The sequence below is a fragment of the Variovorax sp. ISS6 genome, from assembly GCF_056523145.1.
The window spans coordinates 5,147,962-5,169,374 of the sequence record NZ_JAWRZC010000001.1 but is presented as its reverse complement, the minus strand read 5'-3'; the positions used below and the strand labels follow the sequence as shown (position 1 = coordinate 5,169,374).

At 71.3% G+C, this 21,413-nt stretch carries 21 protein-coding genes; 11 read left to right on the top strand and 10 right to left on the bottom strand.

The window, feature by feature from the left end; all coding sequences use genetic code 11:
- Nucleotides 1-47 precede the first annotated feature (47 nt).
- Nucleotides 48-1,955: a sigma-54-dependent Fis family transcriptional regulator gene (locus AC1HIL_RS24025; RefSeq protein ID WP_479670180.1), complete on the bottom strand. Its 1,908-nt coding sequence runs from the start codon at nt 1,953-1,955 to the stop codon at nt 48-50.
- Nucleotides 1,956-2,191: 236 nt separating this feature from the next.
- Between AC1HIL_RS24025 and adh the strand changes: the two genes are divergently transcribed.
- The 5 genes from adh (at nt 2,192) to AC1HIL_RS24000 (ending at nt 6,919) form a co-directional block, all read left to right on the top strand.
- The gene (adh, locus tag AC1HIL_RS24020) at nt 2,192-3,712 is read left to right on the top strand and encodes an aldehyde dehydrogenase (RefSeq protein WP_479670179.1); all 1,521 of its coding nucleotides are present in this window, start codon (nt 2,192-2,194) and stop codon (nt 3,710-3,712) included.
- Between the two features lie 80 nt (nt 3,713-3,792).
- Nucleotides 3,793-4,182: a DUF779 domain-containing protein gene (locus AC1HIL_RS24015; RefSeq protein ID WP_057597437.1), complete on the top strand. Its 390-nt coding sequence runs from the start codon at nt 3,793-3,795 to the stop codon at nt 4,180-4,182.
- A 119-nt stretch (nt 4,183-4,301) separates the two neighbouring features.
- On the top strand, nt 4,302-5,648 hold the full coding sequence (locus AC1HIL_RS24010; RefSeq protein ID WP_057597436.1) for a DUF2325 domain-containing protein: 1,347 nt from the start codon (nt 4,302-4,304) through the stop codon (nt 5,646-5,648).
- Nucleotides 5,649-5,670: 22 nt separating this feature from the next.
- A complete protein-coding gene (locus AC1HIL_RS24005; protein ID WP_057597435.1) occupies nt 5,671-6,594 on the top strand; it encodes a LysR family transcriptional regulator in 924 nt (307 codons plus the stop codon).
- 115 nt (nt 6,595-6,709) lie between these two features.
- A complete protein-coding gene (locus AC1HIL_RS24000; RefSeq protein ID WP_057597434.1) occupies nt 6,710-6,919 on the top strand; it encodes a TOBE domain-containing protein in 210 nt (69 codons plus the stop codon).
- A gap of 27 nt (nt 6,920-6,946) precedes the next feature.
- On the opposite strand, the gene AC1HIL_RS23995 is transcribed toward AC1HIL_RS24000, so the two are convergent.
- Both AC1HIL_RS23995 and AC1HIL_RS23990 read right to left on the bottom strand, forming a co-directional pair.
- A complete protein-coding gene (locus AC1HIL_RS23995; RefSeq protein WP_479670178.1) occupies nt 6,947-7,414 on the bottom strand; it encodes an ASCH domain-containing protein in 468 nt (155 codons plus the stop codon).
- 124 nt (nt 7,415-7,538) lie between these two features.
- Nucleotides 7,539-7,679 (bottom strand): hypothetical protein, encoded by a 141-nt coding sequence (locus AC1HIL_RS23990; protein ID WP_172705439.1) that lies wholly within the window; start codon nt 7,677-7,679, stop codon nt 7,539-7,541.
- 192 nt (nt 7,680-7,871) lie between these two features.
- Here AC1HIL_RS23990 and AC1HIL_RS23985 point away from each other — a divergent pair, with 192 nt between their 5' ends.
- Nucleotides 7,872-8,354, top strand: a complete 483-nt coding sequence (locus tag AC1HIL_RS23985) for a GNAT family N-acetyltransferase (protein WP_479670177.1) — start codon at nt 7,872-7,874, stop codon at nt 8,352-8,354.
- A gap of 21 nt (nt 8,355-8,375) precedes the next feature.
- Here AC1HIL_RS23985 and AC1HIL_RS23980 read toward each other — a convergent pair whose 3' ends face one another.
- Entirely contained in the window at nt 8,376-8,978 is a 603-nt protein-coding gene (locus AC1HIL_RS23980; protein ID WP_261206766.1) for a LuxR C-terminal-related transcriptional regulator, read from the bottom strand.
- A gap of 95 nt (nt 8,979-9,073) precedes the next feature.
- Here AC1HIL_RS23980 and AC1HIL_RS23975 point away from each other — a divergent pair, with 95 nt between their 5' ends.
- The 3 genes from AC1HIL_RS23975 to AC1HIL_RS23965 all read left to right on the top strand — a co-directional run bounded on the left by AC1HIL_RS23975 (nt 9,074) and on the right by AC1HIL_RS23965 (nt 11,976).
- On the top strand, nt 9,074-9,874 hold the full coding sequence (locus AC1HIL_RS23975; protein ID WP_057595048.1) for a CoA transferase subunit A: 801 nt from the start codon (nt 9,074-9,076) through the stop codon (nt 9,872-9,874).
- 1 nt (nt 9,875) lies between these two features.
- Nucleotides 9,876-10,514, top strand: a complete 639-nt coding sequence (locus AC1HIL_RS23970) for a 3-oxoacid CoA-transferase subunit B (protein WP_057595049.1) — start codon at nt 9,876-9,878, stop codon at nt 10,512-10,514.
- A 76-nt stretch (nt 10,515-10,590) separates the two neighbouring features.
- Entirely contained in the window at nt 10,591-11,976 is a 1,386-nt protein-coding gene (locus AC1HIL_RS23965; protein ID WP_479670176.1) for a CoA transferase, read from the top strand.
- On the opposite strand, the gene AC1HIL_RS23960 is transcribed toward AC1HIL_RS23965, so the two are convergent.
- Genes AC1HIL_RS23960 through AC1HIL_RS23940 form a run of 5 tightly spaced genes read right to left on the bottom strand, consistent with a single transcriptional unit; the run spans nt 11,973 to nt 17,582 of the window.
- Nucleotides 11,973-13,139 carry a pyridoxal phosphate-dependent aminotransferase gene (locus AC1HIL_RS23960; RefSeq protein ID WP_479670175.1) on the bottom strand — a complete coding sequence of 389 codons (1,167 nt, stop codon included), beginning with the start codon at nt 13,137-13,139 and terminating at the stop codon, nt 11,973-11,975. The genes AC1HIL_RS23965 and AC1HIL_RS23960 overlap by 4 nt on opposite strands.
- A gap of 55 nt (nt 13,140-13,194) precedes the next feature.
- A complete protein-coding gene (locus tag AC1HIL_RS23955; RefSeq protein ID WP_413763101.1) occupies nt 13,195-14,376 on the bottom strand; it encodes an enolase C-terminal domain-like protein in 1,182 nt (393 codons plus the stop codon).
- 13 nt (nt 14,377-14,389) lie between these two features.
- The gene (locus AC1HIL_RS23950) at nt 14,390-15,373 is read right to left on the bottom strand and encodes a Bug family tripartite tricarboxylate transporter substrate binding protein (RefSeq protein ID WP_479670174.1); all 984 of its coding nucleotides are present in this window, start codon (nt 15,371-15,373) and stop codon (nt 14,390-14,392) included.
- 33 nt (nt 15,374-15,406) lie between these two features.
- Nucleotides 15,407-16,654: an aminotransferase class V-fold PLP-dependent enzyme gene (locus tag AC1HIL_RS23945; RefSeq protein WP_479670173.1), complete on the bottom strand. Its 1,248-nt coding sequence runs from the start codon at nt 16,652-16,654 to the stop codon at nt 15,407-15,409.
- Nucleotides 16,635-17,582 (bottom strand): dihydrodipicolinate synthase family protein, encoded by a 948-nt coding sequence (locus tag AC1HIL_RS23940; protein WP_479670172.1) that lies wholly within the window; start codon nt 17,580-17,582, stop codon nt 16,635-16,637. The genes AC1HIL_RS23945 and AC1HIL_RS23940 overlap by 20 nt, the downstream gene beginning before the upstream one ends.
- Nucleotides 17,583-17,758: 176 nt before the next feature.
- Between AC1HIL_RS23940 and AC1HIL_RS23935 the strand changes: the two genes are divergently transcribed.
- Nucleotides 17,759-18,727 carry a LysR substrate-binding domain-containing protein gene (locus AC1HIL_RS23935; RefSeq protein ID WP_479670171.1) on the top strand — a complete coding sequence of 323 codons (969 nt, stop codon included), beginning with the start codon at nt 17,759-17,761 and terminating at the stop codon, nt 18,725-18,727.
- On the opposite strand, the gene AC1HIL_RS23930 is transcribed toward AC1HIL_RS23935, so the two are convergent.
- Nucleotides 18,724-19,623, bottom strand: a complete 900-nt coding sequence (locus AC1HIL_RS23930) for a LysR family transcriptional regulator (RefSeq protein ID WP_057595057.1) — start codon at nt 19,621-19,623, stop codon at nt 18,724-18,726. The two genes, AC1HIL_RS23935 and AC1HIL_RS23930, sit on opposite strands and share 4 nt — an antisense overlap.
- A gap of 253 nt (nt 19,624-19,876) precedes the next feature.
- On the opposite strand from AC1HIL_RS23930, the gene AC1HIL_RS23925 reads away from it, so the two are divergent.
- Nucleotides 19,877-21,400: a CoA-acylating methylmalonate-semialdehyde dehydrogenase gene (locus AC1HIL_RS23925; protein WP_261206788.1), complete on the top strand. Its 1,524-nt coding sequence runs from the start codon at nt 19,877-19,879 to the stop codon at nt 21,398-21,400.
- Nucleotides 21,401-21,413 lie beyond the last annotated feature (13 nt).

Here is a 21,413-nt window from a genome sequence, read left to right as displayed (position 1 = left end):
AACATAACGAAAGGCGTGGCGCGCGCGGGGAATCTACCTGCCGCCGTTCAGTCCGCCGGCCGCCGGCCGCGCTCGCGCGCCAGGTGCCGGTAGACCGTGCTGCGGTGGATGCCGAGCCGGCGCGAGGCCTCGGCCACGTCGTGCCCGCAGTCCTGCAGCGCCTGCGCGATCGCCTGGCGCGTGATGGTCACGAGCGGCGGTGGGCTGCCGAAGGCGGGGTTCGCACCGTCCCGGACGGAGGCGGCCGCCGTCGTGGGCGTCGCGGGCATCGCGCGCAGGCTCGCCGGCAGCGCATCGACCCCGACCGCGTCGCCGGGCTCGGCCAGCGCGACCATCGAGCGCAGCACGCTGCGCAGTTCGCGCACGTTGCCGGGCCAGGGGCAGGCCGCGAGCGCCTCGAGCGCCTCGTCCTCCAGCCGCAGCTCGCGCGCGGCGCCGCCCGACTCGAGGAACAGCCGCGCGATCAGCGCATGCCGGTCGGCGCGCTCGCGCAGCGGCGGCAGCGCCACGGTGAAGCCGGCCACGCGGTACATCAGGTCGGCGCGAAAGCGACCGGCCGCCACCAGCGCCGGCAGGTCGCCGTGCGTGGCGCAGGCCAGGTCGAAATCCACCGCCACGCCCTGGCCGCCGCCGAGCGGGCGCACCGTGCGCTCCTCGAGCACGCGCAACAGCCGCGTCTGCAGTGCCAGCGGCATCTCCGCGATCTCGTCGAGGAACAGCATGCCGCCATGCGCCTCGCGGATGCGGCCCGGCGCGCCGCGGCGGCGGGCGCCCGTGAAGGCGCCGTCCTCGTAGCCGAACAGCTCGGCCTCGATCAGGGTCTCGGGCAGCGAGGCGCAGTCGACCGCGACGAAGGGCCCCGCGCTGCGCCGGCTCGCGGCATGCAGCCGGCGCGCGAACACCTCCTTGCCGCTGCCGGTCTCGCCGTTCACCAGCACCGGCACGCCCTGGTTCAGCACCCGTACCGCGCGCTCGAGCAGCGGCTGCACGTCGTCGGGCGGCGGCGCGGCGGCCGAATCCTCGGGCGTCCATTGGCGCCGCGCGCCGCGCGACAGCGTTTCGCCGGGCCGGGTCGAGCGTTCGAGCACGGTCGCGATCTGGCGGCCGCCCGGCAGCGTGAGCAGGCTGCGGCGGCGCTCCATGCGTGCCCAGTCGCGGCCGAGGAAGGTGGCGGCATCGAGGTCGAGCAGCTCCTGCCACGAGCGCCCGAACAGCTCGAGGGCCACGTGGTTGGCCGCGACGATGCGGCCGTCGGCGATCACCATAAGGCCTTCGCGCGCGGTGCCGATCAGCGAGGGCCGCGGATGGAAGCGCAGCAGGTGGCCGCTGGCCTCGCTGAGCATCATGCGGTGGCCGACCTGCTGCGCCGCCATGCGCACCAGCCCGAGCGCATGGCTGTTGACGCGCACCGTCTCGCCCGAGATGTCGAGCGCGCCCGCGACCTCGCCGCGGCCGGTGAAGATCGGCGCCGCCGCGCAGCCCAGCGTGCCGTTGCGCGCCAGGTAGTGCTCGCCGCCGAGCACCATCAGCGCCTCGCGCTCGGCCAGCGCGGTGCCGATGGCGTTGGTGCCGCGCTGGTGCTCCGACCAGCCGGCGCCCGGCCGCAGCGCGAGGCGCTCGGCCTTGGGCAGGAAGTCGGGGCTGCCGATCTCGTCGAGGATCAGGCCGCTGGCGTCCGACAGCACCACCACGCAGCCGTTGCCGGTGGCGTGCTCGGCCAGCCCGTCGAGCTCGGGCTGGGCGCAGTCGAGCAGCCGCATCGCCTGCTCGCGCCGCTCGCGCAGCAGCGCCAGCGCCAGCGGCTCGCAGTCGCCGCCGCGCGGATCGACCGGCCGGCTGCGGCGCCACGAACGCGAGATGTGCGGCGCGATCCAGGGCTCCGGGTCGCGGCCCTGCACGAAGAAGAGCTCCCGGGCCTGTTCCACCTGCGACGAGGGCGATTGCGAGTCGGTCATCCACGGCTCCAGTCGGTTCGGGGTGCGCGCCGGTTCGCACCGGTTCGCCTTTCGCGACATGCTAACCGTCGTGTTCGCACGGATATGTCGCAGATTGCGAAAGAAAACCCTTGCGACAGGGCCTTGACCCGGGCCGGCATGCTGGGGATTTCACCGAGGCCGGCGGGTACGGGCCTTGCAGACCTTCGTGCGGGACGCCGCATGTCGCGGCGCCTGCAACACACATGGAGACACGCATGGACATGCTCGAACCGGGCAAATTCGGTACCGCGGTGCCGTTCAAAAAGCGCTATGGCAACTACATCGGCGGCGAATGGGTCGCGCCGGTGGACAACCAGTACTTCGAGAACATCACGCCGGTGACCGGCCAGGTCTTCTGCGAGGTGCCGCGCTCGAGCGCCGCCGACATCGACCGCGCGCTCGACGCGGCGCACAAGGCCAAGGCCGCCTGGGGCCGCACCTCGACCACCGAGCGCGCCAACATCCTCAACCGCATCGCCGACCGCATGCAGGAGAACCTGGCCGTGCTCGCGGCCGCCGAGACCTGGGACAACGGCAAGCCGATCCGCGAGACCACCGCGGCCGATCTGCCGCTGGCGGTCGACCACTTCCGCTACTTCGCCTCCTGCATCCGCTCGCAGGAAGGCGGCATCAGCGAGATCGACCACGAGACCTTCGCCTACCACTTCCACGAGCCGATCGGCGTGGTCGGCCAGATCATCCCGTGGAACTTCCCGATCCTGATGGCGGTGTGGAAGCTCGCGCCCGCGCTCGCGGCCGGCAACTGCGTGGTGATCAAGCCGGCCGAGCAGACGCCGGTGTCGATCCTGGTGCTGATGGAGATCGTCGGCGACCTGCTGCCGCCGGGCGTGGTCAACGTGGTCAACGGCTTCGGCGTGGAAGCCGGCAAGCCGCTGGCCTCGAGCAACCGCATCGGCAAGATCGCCTTCACGGGCGAGACCACGACCGGCCGGCTGATCTCGCAGTACGCGAGCCAGAACCTGATTCCCGTGACGCTCGAGCTCGGCGGCAAGTCGCCCAACATCTTCTTCGCCGACGTGCTCGACAAGGACGATGCCTTCTTCGACAAGGCGCTCGAGGGCTTCGCGATGTTCGCGCTCAACCAGGGCGAGGTCTGCACCTGCCCCTCGCGCGCGCTGATCCAGGAGTCGATCTATGACCGCTTCATGGAGCGCGCGTTGAAGCGCGTGGCCGCGATCCGCCAGGGCAGCCCGCTCGAGATGGAGACCATGATCGGCGCGCAGGCCTCGAGCGAGCAGCTCGAGAAGATCCTCTCGTACCTCGACATCGGCCGGCAGGAGGGCGCGCAGGTGCTGATCGGTGGCGAACGCAACGCGCTCGGGGGCGACCTCAAGGACGGCTACTACGTGAAGCCGACCGTGTTCAAGGGCCACAACAAGATGCGCATCTTCCAGGAGGAGATCTTCGGCCCGGTGGTCTCGGTCACCACCTTCAAGGACGAGGAGGAGGCACTGGCGATCGCCAACGACACGCTCTACGGCCTGGGCGCCGGCGTCTGGAGCCGCGACATGAACCGCGCCTTCCGCATGGGCCGCGGCATCCAGGCCGGCCGCGTGTGGACCAACTGCTACCACCACTACCCGGCGCATGCGGCCTTCGGCGGCTACAAGCAGTCGGGCATCGGCCGCGAGAACCACCGCATGATGCTCGACCACTACCAGCAGACCAAGAACCTGCTGGTGAGCTACAGCGAGAACAAGCTCGGCTTCTTCTGATCCCCTGCCGCAAGGCACGCCCCGCGCGGCCCGAGACGGGACGCGCGGGGCGTTCGTGCATCCCCGAAGGAAGGCTTTCCATGACACAAGAAGTCCCGCGCGTGACCGCGACCGACGCGGCGCTGGCGCTGATCGACAGGCTCGCCGCGAAGCACGGTGCGCTGATGTTCCACCAGTCGGGCGGCTGCTGCGACGGCAGCGCGCCCATGTGCTATGCCCAGGGCGAGTTCATCGTCGGCGACTACGACCGGCTGCTGGGCCACATCGGCGGCATGCCGTTCTACATCAGCGGCCCGCAGTTCGAGTACTGGCAGCACACGCAGCTGATCATCGACGTGGTGCCGGGGCGCGGCGGCATGTTCTCGCTCGAGGGGCCCGAGGGCGTGCGCTTCCTGACCCGCTCGCGGCTGTTCACCGACGAGGAATGGGCCGTGCTCGAGGCGCGCGAGCGCGACGGCGTCAAGACCTGAGCCTGCCCGCGCCGCGGCAGCCTTCCGGCGGGCGAAAATCCCGCCGCTTGGCTTTCGTTATGTTGCGTCGTATATTGCGGTGTCGTTTTCGCCAGACCGCGCCTTCGCGCGCCCCGCCGATGCAGCAGCCGCCTTTCCGCCTTCTCGCCGCCGCCGATGCCGCGCTCACGCGCGTCGATCGCGCCGATTCGCCGCTGCGCTATGCCGCCGTGGAATGCTGCGCCACGCCCGAACCCGAGGCGCCGGAGGCCGCCGTGGCCGGCCGTGCGAGGCTGGCGGACCTCGACCACCATCTCCATTGCTCGGTGATCGGCACCTGCCTGAGCACGGCCGAGCTGCGCAAGCTGATGGCGCGCTTCGCCGACGTGAAGGGCGCCAGCGACCTCGACATCCACCACGACGCGGTGCGGCTGACCTCGCACGAGCCGCAGGTCGCGAAGGCGCTGCAGAAGGCGCTCGACCACCGGCATGCGCCGGCGCTGCAGCGCACCGCGAAGCTGGCCGATGCCGAAGCCCTGACCGCCTACTGGGACGAGTCGCTGCACCAGGGCGAGGTGCCCGGCGCCTACTGGGCCGTGCTGACGCACCGCAAGACCACGCCCGCGCTGCGCCAGCGCGTGTTCGGCGACGTCCACATGCTCTCGCACCTGGTCGGCGCGGCCAATCGCGCCGACATCCGCCGGCTGGTGGCGCTGGAGCGCGACAACGCCGAGCTGCGCGAGAAGCTCGACCGCCAGCAGCTGCGCTCGCAGGAACTGGTGGAGGAGCGGGACCGGCAGATCGCGGCGCTGCGGCGCGAGCTGATCGAGGCCACGGCCGCAGCGGCCCCCGACCGGCAGGAGCGGGTGGAGGAGACCGACCGGAGCGAGAAGGCGGCCGCGCTGATCGCGCTGCAGACCGCGCGCCGCGAACGCGCCGAGCAGACCGCCGCCGCCGCGCAGGCCGAGGCGGCGCAGCTCGCCGAGACGCTCGAGCATCTGCGCCGCCACACCCAGGCGCTGGGCCGCGAGCTTGGGGCCGCCGAGCTGCAATTGCGGCTCAACGCGGACGACGGCGGGCGCAACGACCAGTCGGCGCAGCTCGACGCGCAGCTGCAGGGGCGCCGCATCCTCTACGTGGGCGGCCGGCCCAGCACCTATCCGGCGATCCGCGACCTCGTATTGCGCCATGGCGGGGAATTCCGGCGCCACGGCGGCGGCCTCGAGGATCGTGCAGGCCTGCTGGCCGCGGCCGTGTCCTGGGCCCACGTGGTGGTCTTTCCGGTCGACTGCATCGACCACGAATCGGTGGACAACCTCAAGCGGCTGTGCACGCGCCAGCAGGTGCGCTACCTGCCGCTGCGCAGCGCGGGCATCGGCTGCTTCGCCGCGGCCTTCTCGGGGCCGGCGGAAGGCACGCAGGCACAGGGCGAGGGCAGGGAGGACGGGCCGTCCGGCACGTCGCCGATCTGCCCGCGGCACGGCTGAGCCGGGCGCGCGCCTCGCCCCGATGTTCATCCGCCAGCTGAACTACGTCGTCGCGCTCGCGCGCGAACAGCACTTCGGCCGCGCCGCCGCCGCCTGCAACGTCTCGCAGCCCGCGCTCTCGGGCGCCATCCGCAGCATCGAGGAAGAGCTGGGCGTGGTCATCGTGCAGCGCGGCCGGCGCTTCGAGGGCTTCACGGCCGACGGCGAGCGCGTGCTGGCCTGGGCGCGCCGCGTGCTCGCCGACTGCGAGGGCCTGCGGCAGGAGGCGCGCGCCGGCGGCAACGATCCCGTGGGCGTGCTGCGCATGGGCGCGATCCCGGCCGCGCTGCCGCTGGTGCCGCGGCTCACGCAGGACTGCCTGCGCCGGCATCCGCGGCTCAAGCACGAGGTCTACACGCTGTCGGCCGCCGAGATCCTGCGCAAGATCGCCGACTTCGAGCTCGACATCGGCCTGAGCTACCTCGACGACGACCGGCTCGGTGCCTTCCAGACCCTGCCCGTGTTCCGCGAGCGCTATGTGCTGGTGGCGGCCGACGAAGCCATGTTCGAGGGCGCGGCCTCGATGTCGTGGGCCGACGCCGCGAGCCTGCCGCTGTGCCTGTTCACCACCAACATGCAGTGCCGCCGCGGCATGGACGCGGCCTTCGCCGCCGCGGGCGTGAAGGCCGTGCCGCAGGTCGAGACCGACTCGATGACGGTGCTCTACGCGCACGTGCGCCAGGCCGGCCTCTGCGGCATCCTGCCGCACAGCGTGCTGTGCCTGGCCGAGGGCGCCGAGCAGCTACGCTGGCGGCCGATGTCGCCGCAACTGCAGCGCGACATCGGCCTGGTGGTGCTGGCGCAGCAGCCGCATGGAGCGGTGCTCGATGCCGCGCTGCGCAGCTTTCGCGACCTCGACCTGCAGGGGTGGGTCGACGGGTTGCTCGGCGCGCTGCCGGCCTCCTGAAGCGCGCGGCGTACCGGTCGGTGCCGGGCCGAGGGCGGGCACGCTACCATGCCTCGCGCCCCGGCGACGCGCATCGCGGCCGCCCGGGGGCTTTCACACCCAACCAGGAGCATTCATGAAGATCAGCGCACGCAACGTCCTTTCGGGCAAGGTCATTTCCATCGTCCGCGGCCCCGTCAGCACCGAGGTCACGCTCGAGATCGCGCCGGGCATCCAGATCGTCTCGACGATCACCAGCAATTCGGCCGATTCGCTCAAGCTGGCCGAAGGACAGACGGCCTATGCGGTGATCAAGGCCTCGAGCGTGATGGTCGGCACCGACTGAGGTGCCGCGGCGCACGGCGCACATCGCTCAGTCGCGCCAGACCATCTCGAAGGTCTCGCACAGCACCGGCATGCGCAGGTCGGGCCTGCGGCCGATGCGCTCGCACTCGCCGCTGAAGTACTGCCAGTGGCCTTCGCGCCAGTAGCGCAGCGAACCGTCGCCCTCGGCCTCGACCGCCGCGAAGTCCGCGCCGACCTCCTCGAAGGGCATCACCACCACCGCGCGCGTCTCGATCACGCACAGCGGCCGGCCGTGCCAGTCGGTCACCACACTGAGATCGCCGGGACGCGGCCGCGGGCGGCCCGTGGCGGCGAAGGACCATTCGAGGCTCGCGGTGCCGCGCTTGCGGCCCTCGAGCACGAGTTGCGCGAGCTCGGTGGCGCCGGCCTCGTTGTCGTCGAAGTGGAAGGCTTCGCAGAAGCGCGAAGCGGCCTCGCTGCCGAGGGCGGCCTCGAAGCGTTGCCAGAAGGGAAGGATCTCGTCGGGAATCGCCATGCGCGTGCCTGCCAAAGGGCGCAGAGCATAGCGAAGAATGAGCGCTGAATGAGGGGCGCCGTGGGCGCATCCCGCGATGCGTGCGGCGCGGCGCCTCTCGTTCAGCCCTGGCAGGGTGCCAGGGTCAGGCGCGCACGCCGAGCACCGACAGGATGACGGCGGCCAGCGTCAGCGCGACCGGTGCCTTGTGCACGGCGAGCACATGGGCATGCGCGGCCAGGCGCGATTGCAGAAGGGCCTTTTCGGAATGAAGGGCTGTGGTCATGAGACGACTCCTTGAACAGTGACGCGGACACCGTGTCCGCATGACTGCAACGATAGTCCTGCGACAGCGCCGTGGTTCGTGCCTTTCATCGACACGGCGTTTCCGTTTCGGCAACGATCGCGGGGAACCAATCGCCGGACGCCGCGCTCCGGCAGCCAGAATGCGGGCCGACGACATCGACAGGACACCCGCATGCCCGCCCCCGCCAGACGCCTTTCCGCCACCGCTATCCGTCCCTTCGGCCCCGGCGACGCGGTGCCGTGGACGCTGCTGCTCGCCGCCGACGGGCCGCGGCGCGAGATCCTCGTCTACCTCGGGCGCGGCGAGCTGTGGCTGGCCGAGCGAGCCGGCCGCGTGGTGGGCCAGATGGTGCTGATGCAGACCCGCGTCGGCACCTGGGAGGTGATGAACATCGCGGTGGACGAGGCACTGCGCGGGCAGGGCGTTGGCACGGCGCTGCTGCGCAAGGCGAAGGCGCTGGCCCGCGCGCACGGCGCGCGGCGGCTCGAGGTCGGCACCGGCAACAGCAGCCTGCGCGAGCTGGGCTTCTACCAGCGCTTCGGCTTCCGCCTGTGCGGCATCGACTTCGGCTTCTTCACGCGCCGCTCGGCGCGCGTGCAGAAGCAGGACGGCATCGTGCTGCGCGACATGGTGCGCCTCGCGATCGATCTCTGAGGCCGCCCTTCGGGCAGCAAGTCAGCCCGCGATCAGCTTCTGCACCAGCTCCGCCGTCGTGGCCGCCGCGTACTTGCGCATCAGCCGCGCTCGGTGCAGTTCCACCGTGCGGTGGCTGATGCCCAGCGCCTTGCCGATCTCCTTCGAGGTCAGGCCGCGCATCACCTGGGCCGCCACCTCGCGTTCGCGCGGCGTGAGCTGGGCCTTGGTCGCGCGGCGCGAGCCCAGGTCCTCGAAGGTCCAGATGCCCGACTCGTGCGGGATGGCGCGGTTCATCGCATGGCCGGTGACATGGCACCAGAAGGTCTCGCCCGCGATCGCGCCGTGCAGGCTGCCGAGGCGGCGCATCATGCGGTTGTCGGCGTAGTGCCCGCTGGCATTCATGATCGGCTCCATGCGCTTGCCGATGCGTTCGAACTCGGCGAGGCTGGGGTAGAGGATGCTGAACGAATGCCCCACCAGCGCGGAGGGCGTTGCGCCGAAGATCTCGCACACGCGCCGGTTGCAGGCCACGATGGCGCGGTGGCGCGACACCACCATCCCGACCGGGGCGTGCTCGAAGGCCAGCCGGTAGTCGATGTCGGGCGTTGCCGCCTCAGCCTTGCGATCGGTCGTCTCCTGCATCGGGGGTCACCATTACGAAATACTACGTATGCGGGTACGTAGTATCGTTCAGGGCTTTCCCACCCACTCTCGACACAGCCAATCAAGGAGCACGAGTGAACAAGATCTATCCCTCCGCCGAGGCGGCGCTCAAGGGGGTCGTGGCCGACGGGCAGATGCTCGCGGTCGGCGGCTTCGGCCTGTGCGGCATTCCCGAGGCGCTCATCGACGCGCTCAAGGATTCCGGCGCGCAGAACCTCACCGTGATCTCGAACAACGCGGGCGTCGACGGCTTCGGCCTCGGCAAGCTGCTCGAGACGCGCCAGATCAAGAAGATGATCGCCTCCTACGTGGGCGAGAACAAGGAATTCGAACGCCAGTACCTGGCGGGCGAGCTCGCGCTGGAATTCACGCCGCAGGGCACGCTGGCCGAGAAGCTGCGCGCCGGCGGCGCCGGCATCCCGGCCTTCTTCACCAAGACCGGCGTGGGCACGCAGGTCGCCGAGGGCAAGGAACTGCGCGAGTTCGACGGCGAGACCTACGTGATGGAGCATTCGCTGGTGCCCGATGTGGCGCTGGTCAAGGCCGACGTGGCCGACAAGTCTGGCAACCTGCGCTTCCGCCTGACGGCGCGCAACTTCAATCCCGCGGCCGCGATGGCCGGCAAGATCTGCATCGTCGAGGTCGAGAAGATCGTCGAGGTGGGCGAGCTGGCCCCCGACGACATCCACCTGCCGGGCATCTACGTGCACCGCCTGGTGCTCAATGCCACGCCCGAGAAGCGCATCGAGAAGCGCACCGTGAGCGCCGGCGTCGATGCCGCGGCCGCCAAGGTCGAGGCCCAGACGGCGATCGCCCAGGCCGCCGCCGGCAGCGAAGTGCCGGCCAAGGTCGTCAACAAGAAAGAAGGAGCCTGAGATGCCCTGGACCCAAGACCAGATGGCGGCGCGCGCCGCGCAAGAGCTGGAAGACGGCTTCTACGTCAACCTCGGCATCGGCATCCCGACGCTGGTGGCCAACCACACGGGCACCAAGGAAGTCTGGCTGCAGAGCGAGAACGGCATGCTGGGCATCGGCCCGTTCCCGACCGAGGACCAGGTCGACGCCGACCTGATCAACGCCGGCAAGCAGACCGTCACCACGCTGCCGGGCTCGGCCATCTTCGGCAGCCACGACAGCTTCGCGATGATCCGCGGCGGCAAGATCAACCTCTCGATCCTCGGCGCGATGCAGGTGAGCACCCAGGGCGACCTCGCCAACTGGATGATCCCGGGCAAGATGGTCAAGGGCATGGGCGGCGCGATGGACCTGGTGGCCGGCGTCAAGCGCGTGATCGTGCTGATGGAACACGTGGCCAAGAAGAAGGACGGCACCGAGGACTTCAAGATCCTCGAGAAGTGCACCCTGCCGCTGACCGGCGTGGGCGTGGTCGACCGCATCATCACCGACCTCGCCGTGATGGACGTGGTGCCCGAGGGCCTCAAGGTGATCGAACTCGCGCCCGGCGTGAGCTTCGATGCGCTGCAGGCCAAGACCGGCGCCAAGCTGATCCAGTAAGGCGAAGGCAGGTACGACAAACGAAGGGCAGGGCCGCGCGAGCGGGCCCTGCCTTTTTCATTGGAGAGAACGAAAGATGAGCGCGAGCGACATCCTCCACGACCTCTGGCGCCAGGCCGGCCTGCCGGCCGACGCACTGCCGCTGGCGCGGCTCACGGGCGCCGACCCGGTGCTGCCGTCGTCCTTCGCGGTCGGCGCGGCGGCGCAGGGCAGCATCGCCGCGGCCGCGCTGGCGGCCTGCGAACTCGGCCATGCGCGCGGCGTGCCGAGCCAGGCGGTCGCGGTCGACATGCGCCATGCCGCGCTTGAATGCACCGGCTGGTTCAGCCTCGATGGCCGCGTGCCCGAACTCTGGGACGCGTTCTCGGGCCTCTACCGCACGGCGGACGGCTGGGTGCGCATCCACGCCAACTTCGCGCACCACCGCGAAGGCGCGCTGCGCCTGCTGGGCCTCGATCCCGCGACGGCCGTGCGCGCCGATGCCGAGGCCGCGATGGCCGGCTGGCGTGCGCTCGACTTCGAGAATGCCGCCGCCGCGCGCGGGCTGGTGGCCACTGCGCTGCGCCGCTTCGACGAATGGGATGCCACGCCGCAGGGCGAAGCGATCGCCGCGCAGCCGCTGTTCACCATCGAGCGCATCGGCGACGCGGCACCGCTTGCATTGCCGCCGCTGCGCGAGGACCAGCGGCCGCTCGCGGGCCTGCGCGTGCTCGACCTCACGCGCATCCTGGCCGGGCCGGTCGGCGGGCGCGCGCTCGCGGCCTACGGGGCCGACGTGCTGCTGGTCAACTCGCCGCGGCTGCCCAACATCGAGGCCATCGTCGACACCAGCCGCGGCAAGCTGTCGACGCACGTGGACCTGCGCACCGACGAAGGACAGGCGGCACTGCGCCGGCTGGCCGGCCAGGCGCATGTGTTCGTGCAGGGCTACCGGCCCGGCGGCCTCGAGGCGCTGGGCTTCGGGCCGGCGCAGCTCGCGGCGCTGCGGCCCGGCATCGTCTGCGTCTCGCTCACGGCCTATGGCACGCAGGGCCCGTGGGCAGGCCGCCGCGGCTTCGATTCGCTGGTGCAGACCGCCATGGGTTTCAACCAGGCCGAGGGCGAGGCGGCCGGCGACGGCAAGCCGAAGCCGCTGCCGATGCAGATCCTCGACGAGGCAACGGGCTACCTGATCGCCTTCGGCGCGGCCGCCGCGCTGCATCGACAGCAGCGCGAGGGCGGCAGCTGGCTGGTGCGGGTGTCGCTCGCGCAGACCGGCCACTGGCTGCGCGGACTCGGCCGCGTGCCCGGCGGGCTCGCCACGGCCAGGCCCGACATCGCGCCCTATGTGGAAACCGAGCCCTCGGGCTTCGGCGAACTCGCGGGGCTGCGGCACAGTGCTCTGCTCGCGCGCACGCCGGCCGCCTGGCCGCGGCCCTCGATGCCGCCGGGCAGCCACCCGGCGGAGTGGCCCTCGGCCTAAGCCCCCAGCGCCGCGCGCACCTTGTCGCCTAGGCCGCGCAGCCGTTCCACCGGCTCGTTCGAGAACACGAAGCGCAGGTACTGCGCGCCATGCGTCTCGCCCCAGCCCTGCATGGCGGTGGCGCACACGCGCGCCTTCAGCAGCCGCTCGGACAGCGTCCGGCCGTCGATGCCGAAATCGCTGGCGCGCAGCAGCATCGACCAGCCGCCGGCCGGCACGCCCACGGGCAGGCCGCGCAGCTCGTCGAGCAGCGTGTCGCGTCGCCGTTCGAGCTCGGCCACATAGGGCGCCAGCGTGCGCGGCGATTGCGCGAGCGCGGTGGCGACCGCGTCCTGCGCGATGCCCACCGGCACCACCACGTTGGCCAGCGACACCGCCACCAGGTCGGGCATGTAGCTCTCGGGCGCCACGGTCCAGCCCACGCGCCAGCCGATCATGCGCAGTTCCTTGGCCGACGAGCCCACGGTGATGGTGCGCTCGGCCATGCCGGGCAGCCCGGCCGGATGGATGAGCTCGCGGCCGTCGAACAGCAGCCGCTCCATCGCGGCGTCGAGGATCAGCGTCAGGTCGTGCTGCACGCACAGCGCGGCGATCGCGCGCCAGTCGTCGGCGTCGAAGAAGCCGCCCGAGGGCATCGAGGGCGACATCAGCAGCATCGTGCGCACGCGCGGGCCCACGGCGGCCCGCAGCGCCTCGCGGTCGAGCTTCCATTCGCCGCCGGGCGTGAAGCGAAACGGCACGTACTTCGGCGTGCCGCCCGCGAGCCGGATGCGGTTGAGCAGGCCGGCATAGGTCGGGTCGGTCACCAGCACCTCGTCGCCGACCTCCACCGTGGCCAGCAGGGCATTGAGGAGGCCCGAGAGCCCGCCGGCCGAGATCACGCAATGGCGCGCCTCGTAGGCCACGCCCGAGAGCTCGGACACATGGCGCGCCGCGACCTCGCGCAGCCGCGCCTGGCCGACGAAGGGCAGGTAGCTGTTGTCCGCGTCCTCGGTGGCGGCGCGCACGGTGCGCGCCACGGCCTCGGCATCGGGCGGGATGTCGACGTCGAGGTTCTCGAGCCGCAGGAAGGGCGGGCCCTCGGCGTCGTCGGCGATGGCGCCCATGCGGTCGACGCCGATGCCGGCGATGTGGGTCAGGCGGGCGGGGCGGTGGCGTGGCATGCGGGCGTCTCCTGGCAGGCGTTGTCCGCGCATTCTGCGGCCGGCGCGCGCGCGTTCACACCCCCAGGCTGGCCGCGAGTTCGCGGAAGATGCGATAGAGCGCGGGCTGCTCCTCGAAGCCGATGCCCGGCGCCTCGGGCAGGGTGGCGCGCCCGTTCTCGATGCGGACCTCGCGGCTGAAGCCGCCGAAGGGGCCGAACAGCCCGGGATAGGACTCCGCACTGCCGAGCCCCAGCCCCGCGGTCGCATGCAGCGACATCAGGTTGCCGCCGTGCGGCACGATGTTCTCGCGCGCCACGCCGTGCGCCCGTGCCAGCGTCACGATGCGCTGCAGCTCGAGCAGGCCGTAGGCCAGCGGCGGATCGGGCTGCAGCACGACGCGGCCTTCGAAGCCGCCGTAGCGCAGGAAGTTGGCGACCTCCTCGCGCGAGAACAGGTTCTCGCCGCCCGCGACGGTGCCCGCATAGGCCTCGCTGACCGCGCGGTAGGTCTCGAAGTCGGCCGGGTCGCAGGGCTCCTCGAGCCAGCGCAGGCCGTAGGGCGCGATGGCGCGCGCGAAGGCCAGCGCCTCGTCGCGCCCGAAGGCGCAGCTCGCGTCGAGCGCCAGCCGCGCGCCCGAGCCCACCAGCGCCAGCACCGACTCGATGCGCCGCAGCTCGGCGGCCAGCGGCAGGCCGCCGGCCTTGATCTTGAGCTCGGTGTAGCCGGCATCGAGATGGCCGCGCACCTCGTCGCCGAGCCGTGCCAGGTCGTCGTGGTCGCGGTAGAAACCGCCGCCCACGTAGCAGCGCACCGAGCGCGCGGGTTCGATGCCGGGCTCGCCCATGCGCTCGGCCAGCACCCGGTACAGCGGCAGGCCGCGCATCTTGCCGACGATGTCCCAGAGCGCGAGTTCCAGCGTGCCGACCGCCATCGAGCGCTCGGCATGGGCGCCGGCCTTCTCGCGCCGCAGCATCAGGTCGAGCGCGCGTTGCGGGTCGACGATGCCGCTGGCGGGGTCGTTGAGTTCCGCGGGCGTGGCACGCAGCAGGCGCGGTATGAAGCGCTCGCGCAGCGGTCCGCCGCAGCCGTAGCGGCCGAAGGAGTTGAAGGCATGGCCGACGACGCGGCGGCCGTCGCGGAACTGGTCGGTGACGACGGCCACCACGCTGGCGGTGATCTCGCTGAAATCGATGCGCGCGTTGCGCAGCGAGGAGGCGATGGGAACGGTGCGTTCCGCGATGCTGACGATCTTCATGGGCGGTGCGGCCTCAATCGACCACGGCGCCGGTGCTCTTCACGATCGGCCCCCACTTGTCGTGCTCGGCCTGGATGAAGGCGTCGAAGCGCTCGGGCGTGCCGTGCACGGGCGCGCTGCCGAGCCGCGCGATCTGCTCGCGCACGGCGGGCGTGCCGAGCGCCTGGCGCGCGGCCTCGTTGAGCCGCGCGACGATGGCGCGCGGCGTGCCCGCCGGCGCCATCAGGCCGTACCAGGCGAGCGCCTCGTAGCCGGGCACGCCGGCCTCTTCCATCGTCGGCACCCCGGGCAGCAGCGGCGAGCGCTGGCGGCCGGTGACGGCCAGCGCGCGCAGCCGCCCGGTCGCGAGGTTGGGCATGGCCGAGACCATGCTGTCGATCGCGAAGTCGATCTGCCCGCCCATCAGGTCGGTGGCCATCGGCGCCTGGCCCTTGTAGGGCACGTGCGTGAGCGTCACGCCGGTCATCGAACCGAGCAGCACCGCCGACAGGTGCTGCGGCGTGCCGTTGCCGGACGAGCCGAAGCTGTACTTGCCGGGGTTGGCCTTCAGCAGGCGCAGGAACTCCGCCGCGCTGCGCGCCGGATGCGCGTCGTTGACCTCGAGCACCAGCGGCACCGCCGCGAGCTGCACCACCGGCGCCAGGTCCTTCAGCGGGCGATAGGGCAGCTTCGGATAGAGCCAGGGGCTGATCGCCAGCGGCCCGCTCGAGGACAGCAGCAGTGTGTAGCCGTCGGGCTTGGCCTTGGCCACGACGTCGGTGCCGATGTTGCCGCCGGCGCCGACCCGGGCCTCGATCACCAGCGGCTGCCCGAGCGCGGCCTGCAGGCGCGGCGCGAGCAGGCGCGCGAGGGCATCCGAAGGACCGCCGACCGGGTACTGGATGACGACGGTGATGGGCTTCGAGGGATAGGCCTGCGCGGCGGCCGGCGGGCTCGCGGCGACGGCGGCGAACAGCGCGAGCGCGGTGGCCAGGCGGGCGAGGGGATGGGGCTTCATGCGTGTCTCCTTGTTCTTCGTCGATGGAACGCGTCAGCGATGGACGCGGGAATTCGTGGTCTCGATCGCCTGCACGAGGCGCGCGATCTCGTCGTCGTCCGTGAGGTAGTGCGGCGTGAGCCGCAGCACGCCGGGCAGGCCCGCGGCCTCGAGCGCCCAGCGCGCGTGCTGCGGGCCGACGAAGGAGGCGTGGACGCCCGCGTCGGCGAGGCGGCGGACGAAGGCCGCGCCATCGCCGAAGGCCTCGGGAAGGCGGTAGGTCAGCAGCGCGCTGCGATCGGGCTGGCCGGCCTCGAGCGGCTGCCAGCCGAAGCGTTCCTGCAGCGCATGCGCGAGGCGCTGGCGAATCAGCGCGTTCTGTCGCGCGACGCGCGCCGGGTCGACCGCGAGCGCGTAGTCGCAGGCCGCGCCCAGCGCCAGCCGCAGGCCCGGATGGAACTCGTGGCCCTCGAAGCGCCGCGCATCGGACCAGGGCTGCAGGCGCTCGGCCTCCAGCCACTGCGCGCCGGCCACGTCGACGGCATCGGGCGTGCCCAGCGCCTCGAGCGCGCGCTGCGACAGGCACAGCACGCCCGCGCCGCGCGGGCCGCGCAGCCACTTGCGCGTGGGAAACACCAGCACGTCGCAGCCGAGGGCCTGCATGTCGACCGGCCCCTGGCCCACCGCATGGCTGGCATCGAGGAACAGCAGGCCGCCATGCGCGTGCACGCAGCGCGCCACGCCGTCCATGGGCGTGGCCGCGCCCCAGGCGGTCGGCACGGCGGCGAGCGAGACCACGGGGCGGCGGCCGGCGGGTGCGTGGCGCAGCGCATGGTCCAGGCGCTGCGTCAGCGGCGTCGCGCCGGGCCGCGTGCCGATCACCGAGAAGCCGAGCCGCCGCTGTTGCGCCGCATTCAGCAGGTAGAGCGCGTTCGCGCCGTATTCGTCATGGGTCGTGATCACATGGGGTGCGTGGACCGCGCTCATCGCGGTGGCCCAGGCCTGGCTCGCGGAGCCCAGCAGCGCGACCTGGTGCGGTTGCGCATTGACGAGCCGCGCCACGCTGGCGCGCACCGCATGCAGCGCGTCCGCATGCCGCTCGGCGGCGCGGTGCGTGCCCAGCGTGCGCTCGGCCTCGAGCCAGGCCTGCCATTGCGCGTAGACGGGCTCGGGCGGCAGGCTCGCCGAGCCATGCGCGAAGTGCGCGCCGGCGCCCCAGGCGGGCGTGTCGTGGCGCAGGCGCGCGAGCTCGGCTTCGGTGAAGGGCGCGGCCGCGACCGGTTCAGTGGCGATCGCTGGCATCGACGTCGAGTGCGGCGAGATCGAAAGCCTGGTCGCGCAGCGCCTGCCGCAGGGCCTCCTGCCGCTGCGCATCGAGCGCTTCGAGCGGCGGCCGCACGCGCGCCCATTGCGCATCGCCCGTGGCCATCGCGATGGCCGACTTCATGGCGGGAATCAGCGGATGGGCCGCGAACTTCGCGCGCACCGCGTTGAGCGCCGCCTGCCGCGCATCGGCATCCGCGTCCTGCCACGTCTCGAACAGGCGCACGATGGCGCGGGGATTGACGTTCGCGGTGGCCGAGATGCAGCCCGCGCCGCCGTGGCGCAGGGTGTCGAGCAGGAGGGTCTCGGTGCCCGCGAAGACGTCGAAGCCCGCGGGGCCGAACTGCCTGATGGTGCGCGCGGTGTAGTCCCAGTCGCCGCCGGTGTCCTTCATGCCGGCGACCGTGCCGGGGTAGCGCTTGAGCAGGCGCTCGACCAGCGCGTGGGAGAAGCCCACCTGCGCCACCGGCGGGATGTGATAGAGGTACAGCCGCAGGCCGCTGTCGCCGACCCGCTCGATCACTTCGCTGAAGAAGGCGAACAGCCCGTCGTCGGTGACGCTCTTGTAATAGAAGGGCGGCAGCGCCAGCACGCCGGCGCAGCCATGGTCGACCGCGCAGCGCGTGAGCCGCACCGCGTCGGCCAGCGAGCAGCTGCCGGTGCCCGGCAGCATGCGCGCGGCGGGCACGCCCGCGGCCACGGCCTGCCGCAGCAGCTCGATGCGCTCGTCGACCGAGAGCGAGTTGCCCTCGGAGTTGGTGCCGAACATCGCGAGCCCGCAGTCCTGCGCCACCAGCCAGCGGCACAGCCGCAGGAAGCGCGCGGCGTCGGGCTTCAGCGCGGCGTCGAAGGGGGTGAGGACCGGGGCGAGCACGCCGCGAAGGCGTTGGGGGGTGGAGGGCGGCATCTGGATTCCAGCAAGGGTTCGGGGTGCCGGAATTCTTGGGGCGCGAGGCCTTCAGCGGGTTGCCGATCGGGCGCCGTGTTTTGCGAAAGCCGCAAAGGATCCGGATGCCGGAGTGTCCAGACTGCCGCTGAGAGAAAGTAGACTGGGGTGGCCGCCAACTTTTGAGAAAACCGCAAATGATCGACCTGGTCAGCCTGAAGGATTTCCTGGTCCTGTGCCAGACGCGCAGCTTCAGCCGCGCCGCCGAGCGCTGCCATGTGTCGGTGTCGGGGCTGAGCCGGCGCATCCAGGGGCTCGAGCAGTGGATCGGTGCGCCGCTGTTCGACCGGCGCACCGCGGCGCTCGAGCTCACGCAGCCCGGCGAACGGCTGCAGGCGATCTCCTCCGAGGTGGTCTATGCGCTGGAGGGGTTGCGCAAGTCGATCAAGGCCGATGGCGAGGACCGCCAGCTGCGCATCCGCTTCGCGGCGCCCCACATCATGTCGGCCGTGTTCTTCCCCGACTGGGTGCCGCGGCTGCACAACGACTTCCGGAGCGCCAAGTTCAGCGTCAGCTCCGACAACCTGCCCGAATGCTTCGAAATGCTGGCCGAGGGCTCGGCCGACTACGTGGTCGCGCTGTTCGACGAAGCCGGCGCGGTGGCCGCGCGCGCGGGCTCGGCCTGCGAGGCGGGCGACTGCCTGTCGCTGGAGCTGGGGCGCGAACGGCTGGTGCCGGTGAGCGCGCCGAATGCCGCGGGCGGGCCGCTGTTCGACCTGCGCGATCCCGGCGGTGCGCCCGTTTCCTTCCTCGGCTATGCCGAGGAATGCCACCTCGGCTGGTCGCTGGCGCCGCTGCTCGAGCGCCATGCCGAACCGCGGCTGCAGCGCCACCACGAGGCCAGCCTGACCGACGGGCTGCGCTTCATGGCGCTGTCGCGGCTGGGCGTGGCCTGGCTGCCGCAGGCGCTGGTGCGCGAGGACCTCGATGCCGGGCGCCTCGTGCGGGCCGGCGGCACTTCGCTCGAGGTGCCGCTGCGCTTCATGCTGATGCGCCGGCCCGCGCCGCTGGCCGAGCAGGCCGAGCGGCTGTGGCGCCATCTGGGCGAGCTGGTGCGCGCCGACGCGCCCGCGCAGGGCGAGCCGGTCCTCGAGGGCGTGGCTTAGGCGCCCGCATCGGGCAGCAGCAGGTCGCGCTGCGCCTGCGCGGTCTGCTGCAAAAACTCCCAGGTCGCCTTCATGCGCGCGAGGTGCTTGGTCTCGGCGGGCATCGACATCCAGAAGGTGCGCGTGAAGTTGGCCTGGCCCGCGAGCACCGGCTGCAGGCTGCCGTCGCCCTCGGCCAGGAAGGCCGGCAGCACCGCGATGCCCGCGCCCGCGGCCACCGCGCGGTGCTGCGCCAGCACGCTGGTGCTGCGCAGCGCGAAGCTGTCGGGGCGATGCAGCTCGTCGAGGTACTGCAGCTCCTTGCTGAACAGCAGGTCGTCGACATAGCTGATGAAGGTGTGGCCGCGCAGGTCCTCGCGCGTGGCGATCGGCCTGTGCGCCGCGAGGTAGGGCTTCGAGGCGTAGAGGCGCAGCGTGTAGTCGCTGAGCTTGGTGACCAGCACCGGCCCGCGCGCCGGCCGCTCGAGCGAGATCACGATGTCGGCCTCGCGCCGCGACAGGTGCACCAGCCGCGGCATCGCCAGCAGGTCGATGGTCAGCCGCGGATGCTGGCGCGCGAACAGCGCGAGCTGCGGCGCCAGCACCGCCGTGCCGAAGCCCTCGGTGGCGCCGATGCGCACCAGCCCCGACAGCCCTTCCTGCGAGGCCGGCGCCGTGCTCTCCACCGCGAGGAAGGCGCTCTCCATCGCCTCCACCTGCGGCTGCAGCCGCCGGCCGGCCTCGGTGAGCCGGTGCCCGCCGGCCTCGCGCGCGAACAGCGGCGCGCCCACCTCCTTCTCGAGCGCCTGGATGCGCCGCGCCACCGTCGTGTGGTCGACCTCGAGCCGGCGCGCGGCGCTCATCAGCGTGCCGGAGCGCGCGAGTTCGAGGAAATAGCGGAGGTTGTCCCAGTCCATCAGTTCTTTCTGAATGCGGGAACCGGACGCAGAGGACGCGAAGGTTCCGCGAAGGACGCGAAAGAAATCAAAAAAGTGAATTCGTTTTTTTTGCGCTCTTCGCGGAACCTTCGCGTCCTCTGCGTCCTTGTTCCTGTGTTCTGCGTTTTTGCAAAACCCCAGCGCAATTTTGTCTATTGTCATAGCAAAACTGCAAAGCTACGATGCCCGCTGTTCCGCCGCCTTCGGCACCGCATTCACAGGAGACAAGCACATGGACGCCAGCACCCAGCCCTCGACCCAGATCGCCACCGTCAAGCTCTTGATCGGCGGCAAGTTCGTCGAGTCGAAGACCACCGAATGGCGCGACATCGTCAACCCGGCCACGCAGCAGGTGCTGGCCCGCGTGCCCTTCGCCACCCAGGATGAACTCGACGCCGCCGTGGCGTCGGCCAAGGACGCCTTCAAGACCTGGCGCAAGACCCCGATCGGCGCGCGCGCGCGCATCTTCCTCAAGTACCAGCAACTGATCCGCGAGAACATGGCCGAGCTGGCCGCGATCCTCACGGCCGAGCAGGGCAAGACCCTGCCCGATGCCGAGGGCGACGTGTTCCGCGGCCTCGAGGTGGTCGAGCACGCCTCGAACATCGGCAACCTGCAGCTCGGCGAGCTGGCCAACAACGTGGCCAACGGCGTCGACACCTACACCCTGCTGCAGCCGCTGGGCGTGTGCGCGGGCATCACGCCGTTCAACTTCCCGGCCATGATCCCGCTGTGGATGTTCCCGATGGCCATCGTCACCGGCAACACCTTCGTGCTCAAGCCCTCCGAGCAGGACCCGATGGTCACGATGCGCCTGTGCGAGCTCGCGCTCGAGGCCGGCATCCCGGCCGGCGTGCTCAACGTGGTGCACGGCGGCGAGGCGGTGGTCAACGGCATCTGCGACCACAAGGACATCAAGGCGATCAGCTTCGTCGGCTCGACCAAGGTCGGCACCCACGTCTACAACCGCGCCACCCTGGCCGGCAAGCGCGTGCAATGCATGATGGGCGCGAAGAACCACGCCATCGTGATGCCCGACGCCAACAAGGAACAGACGCTCAACGCACTGGCCGGCGCGAGCTTCGGTGCCGCGGGCCAACGCTGCATGGCGGTGTCGGTGGCGGTGCTGGTGGGCGACGCGCGCAAGTGGGTGCCCGAGCTGATCGAGAAGGCCAGGACCCTGAAGATCGGTGCCGGCACCGAGAAGGGCGTGGACGTGGGCCCGCTGGTCTCCTGCGCGGCGCACGACCGCGTCAGCAGCCTGATCGAACGCGGCCTGGCCGATGGCGCCGAGCTCGTGCTCGACGGCCGCAAGCCCAGCGTGCCCGGCTACGAGAAGGGCAACTTCGTCGGCCCGACGATCTTCACCGGCGTGAAGCCCGGCATGACCATCTATGACCAGGAGATCTTCGGACCGGTGCTGTGCGTGGCCGATGCCGAGACCATCGACGAGGCCATCGAGCTGATCAACAGCAACCCGAACGGCAACGGCACCGCGATCTTCACGCAGTCGGGCGCCGCGGCGCGCCGCTTCCAGGAAGACATCGACGTGGGCCAGGTCGGCATCAACGTGCCGATCCCGGTGCCGGTCCCGATGTTCTCGTTCACCGGTTCGCGCGCCTCCAAGCTCGGCGACCTGGGCCCGTACGGCAAGCAGGTCATCATGTTCTACACGCAGACCAAGACCGTGACGGCACGCTGGTTCGACGACAGCACCGTCTCGCACGGCGTCAACACCACCATCAGCCTCAAGTGAGGAAGCGCCTTCG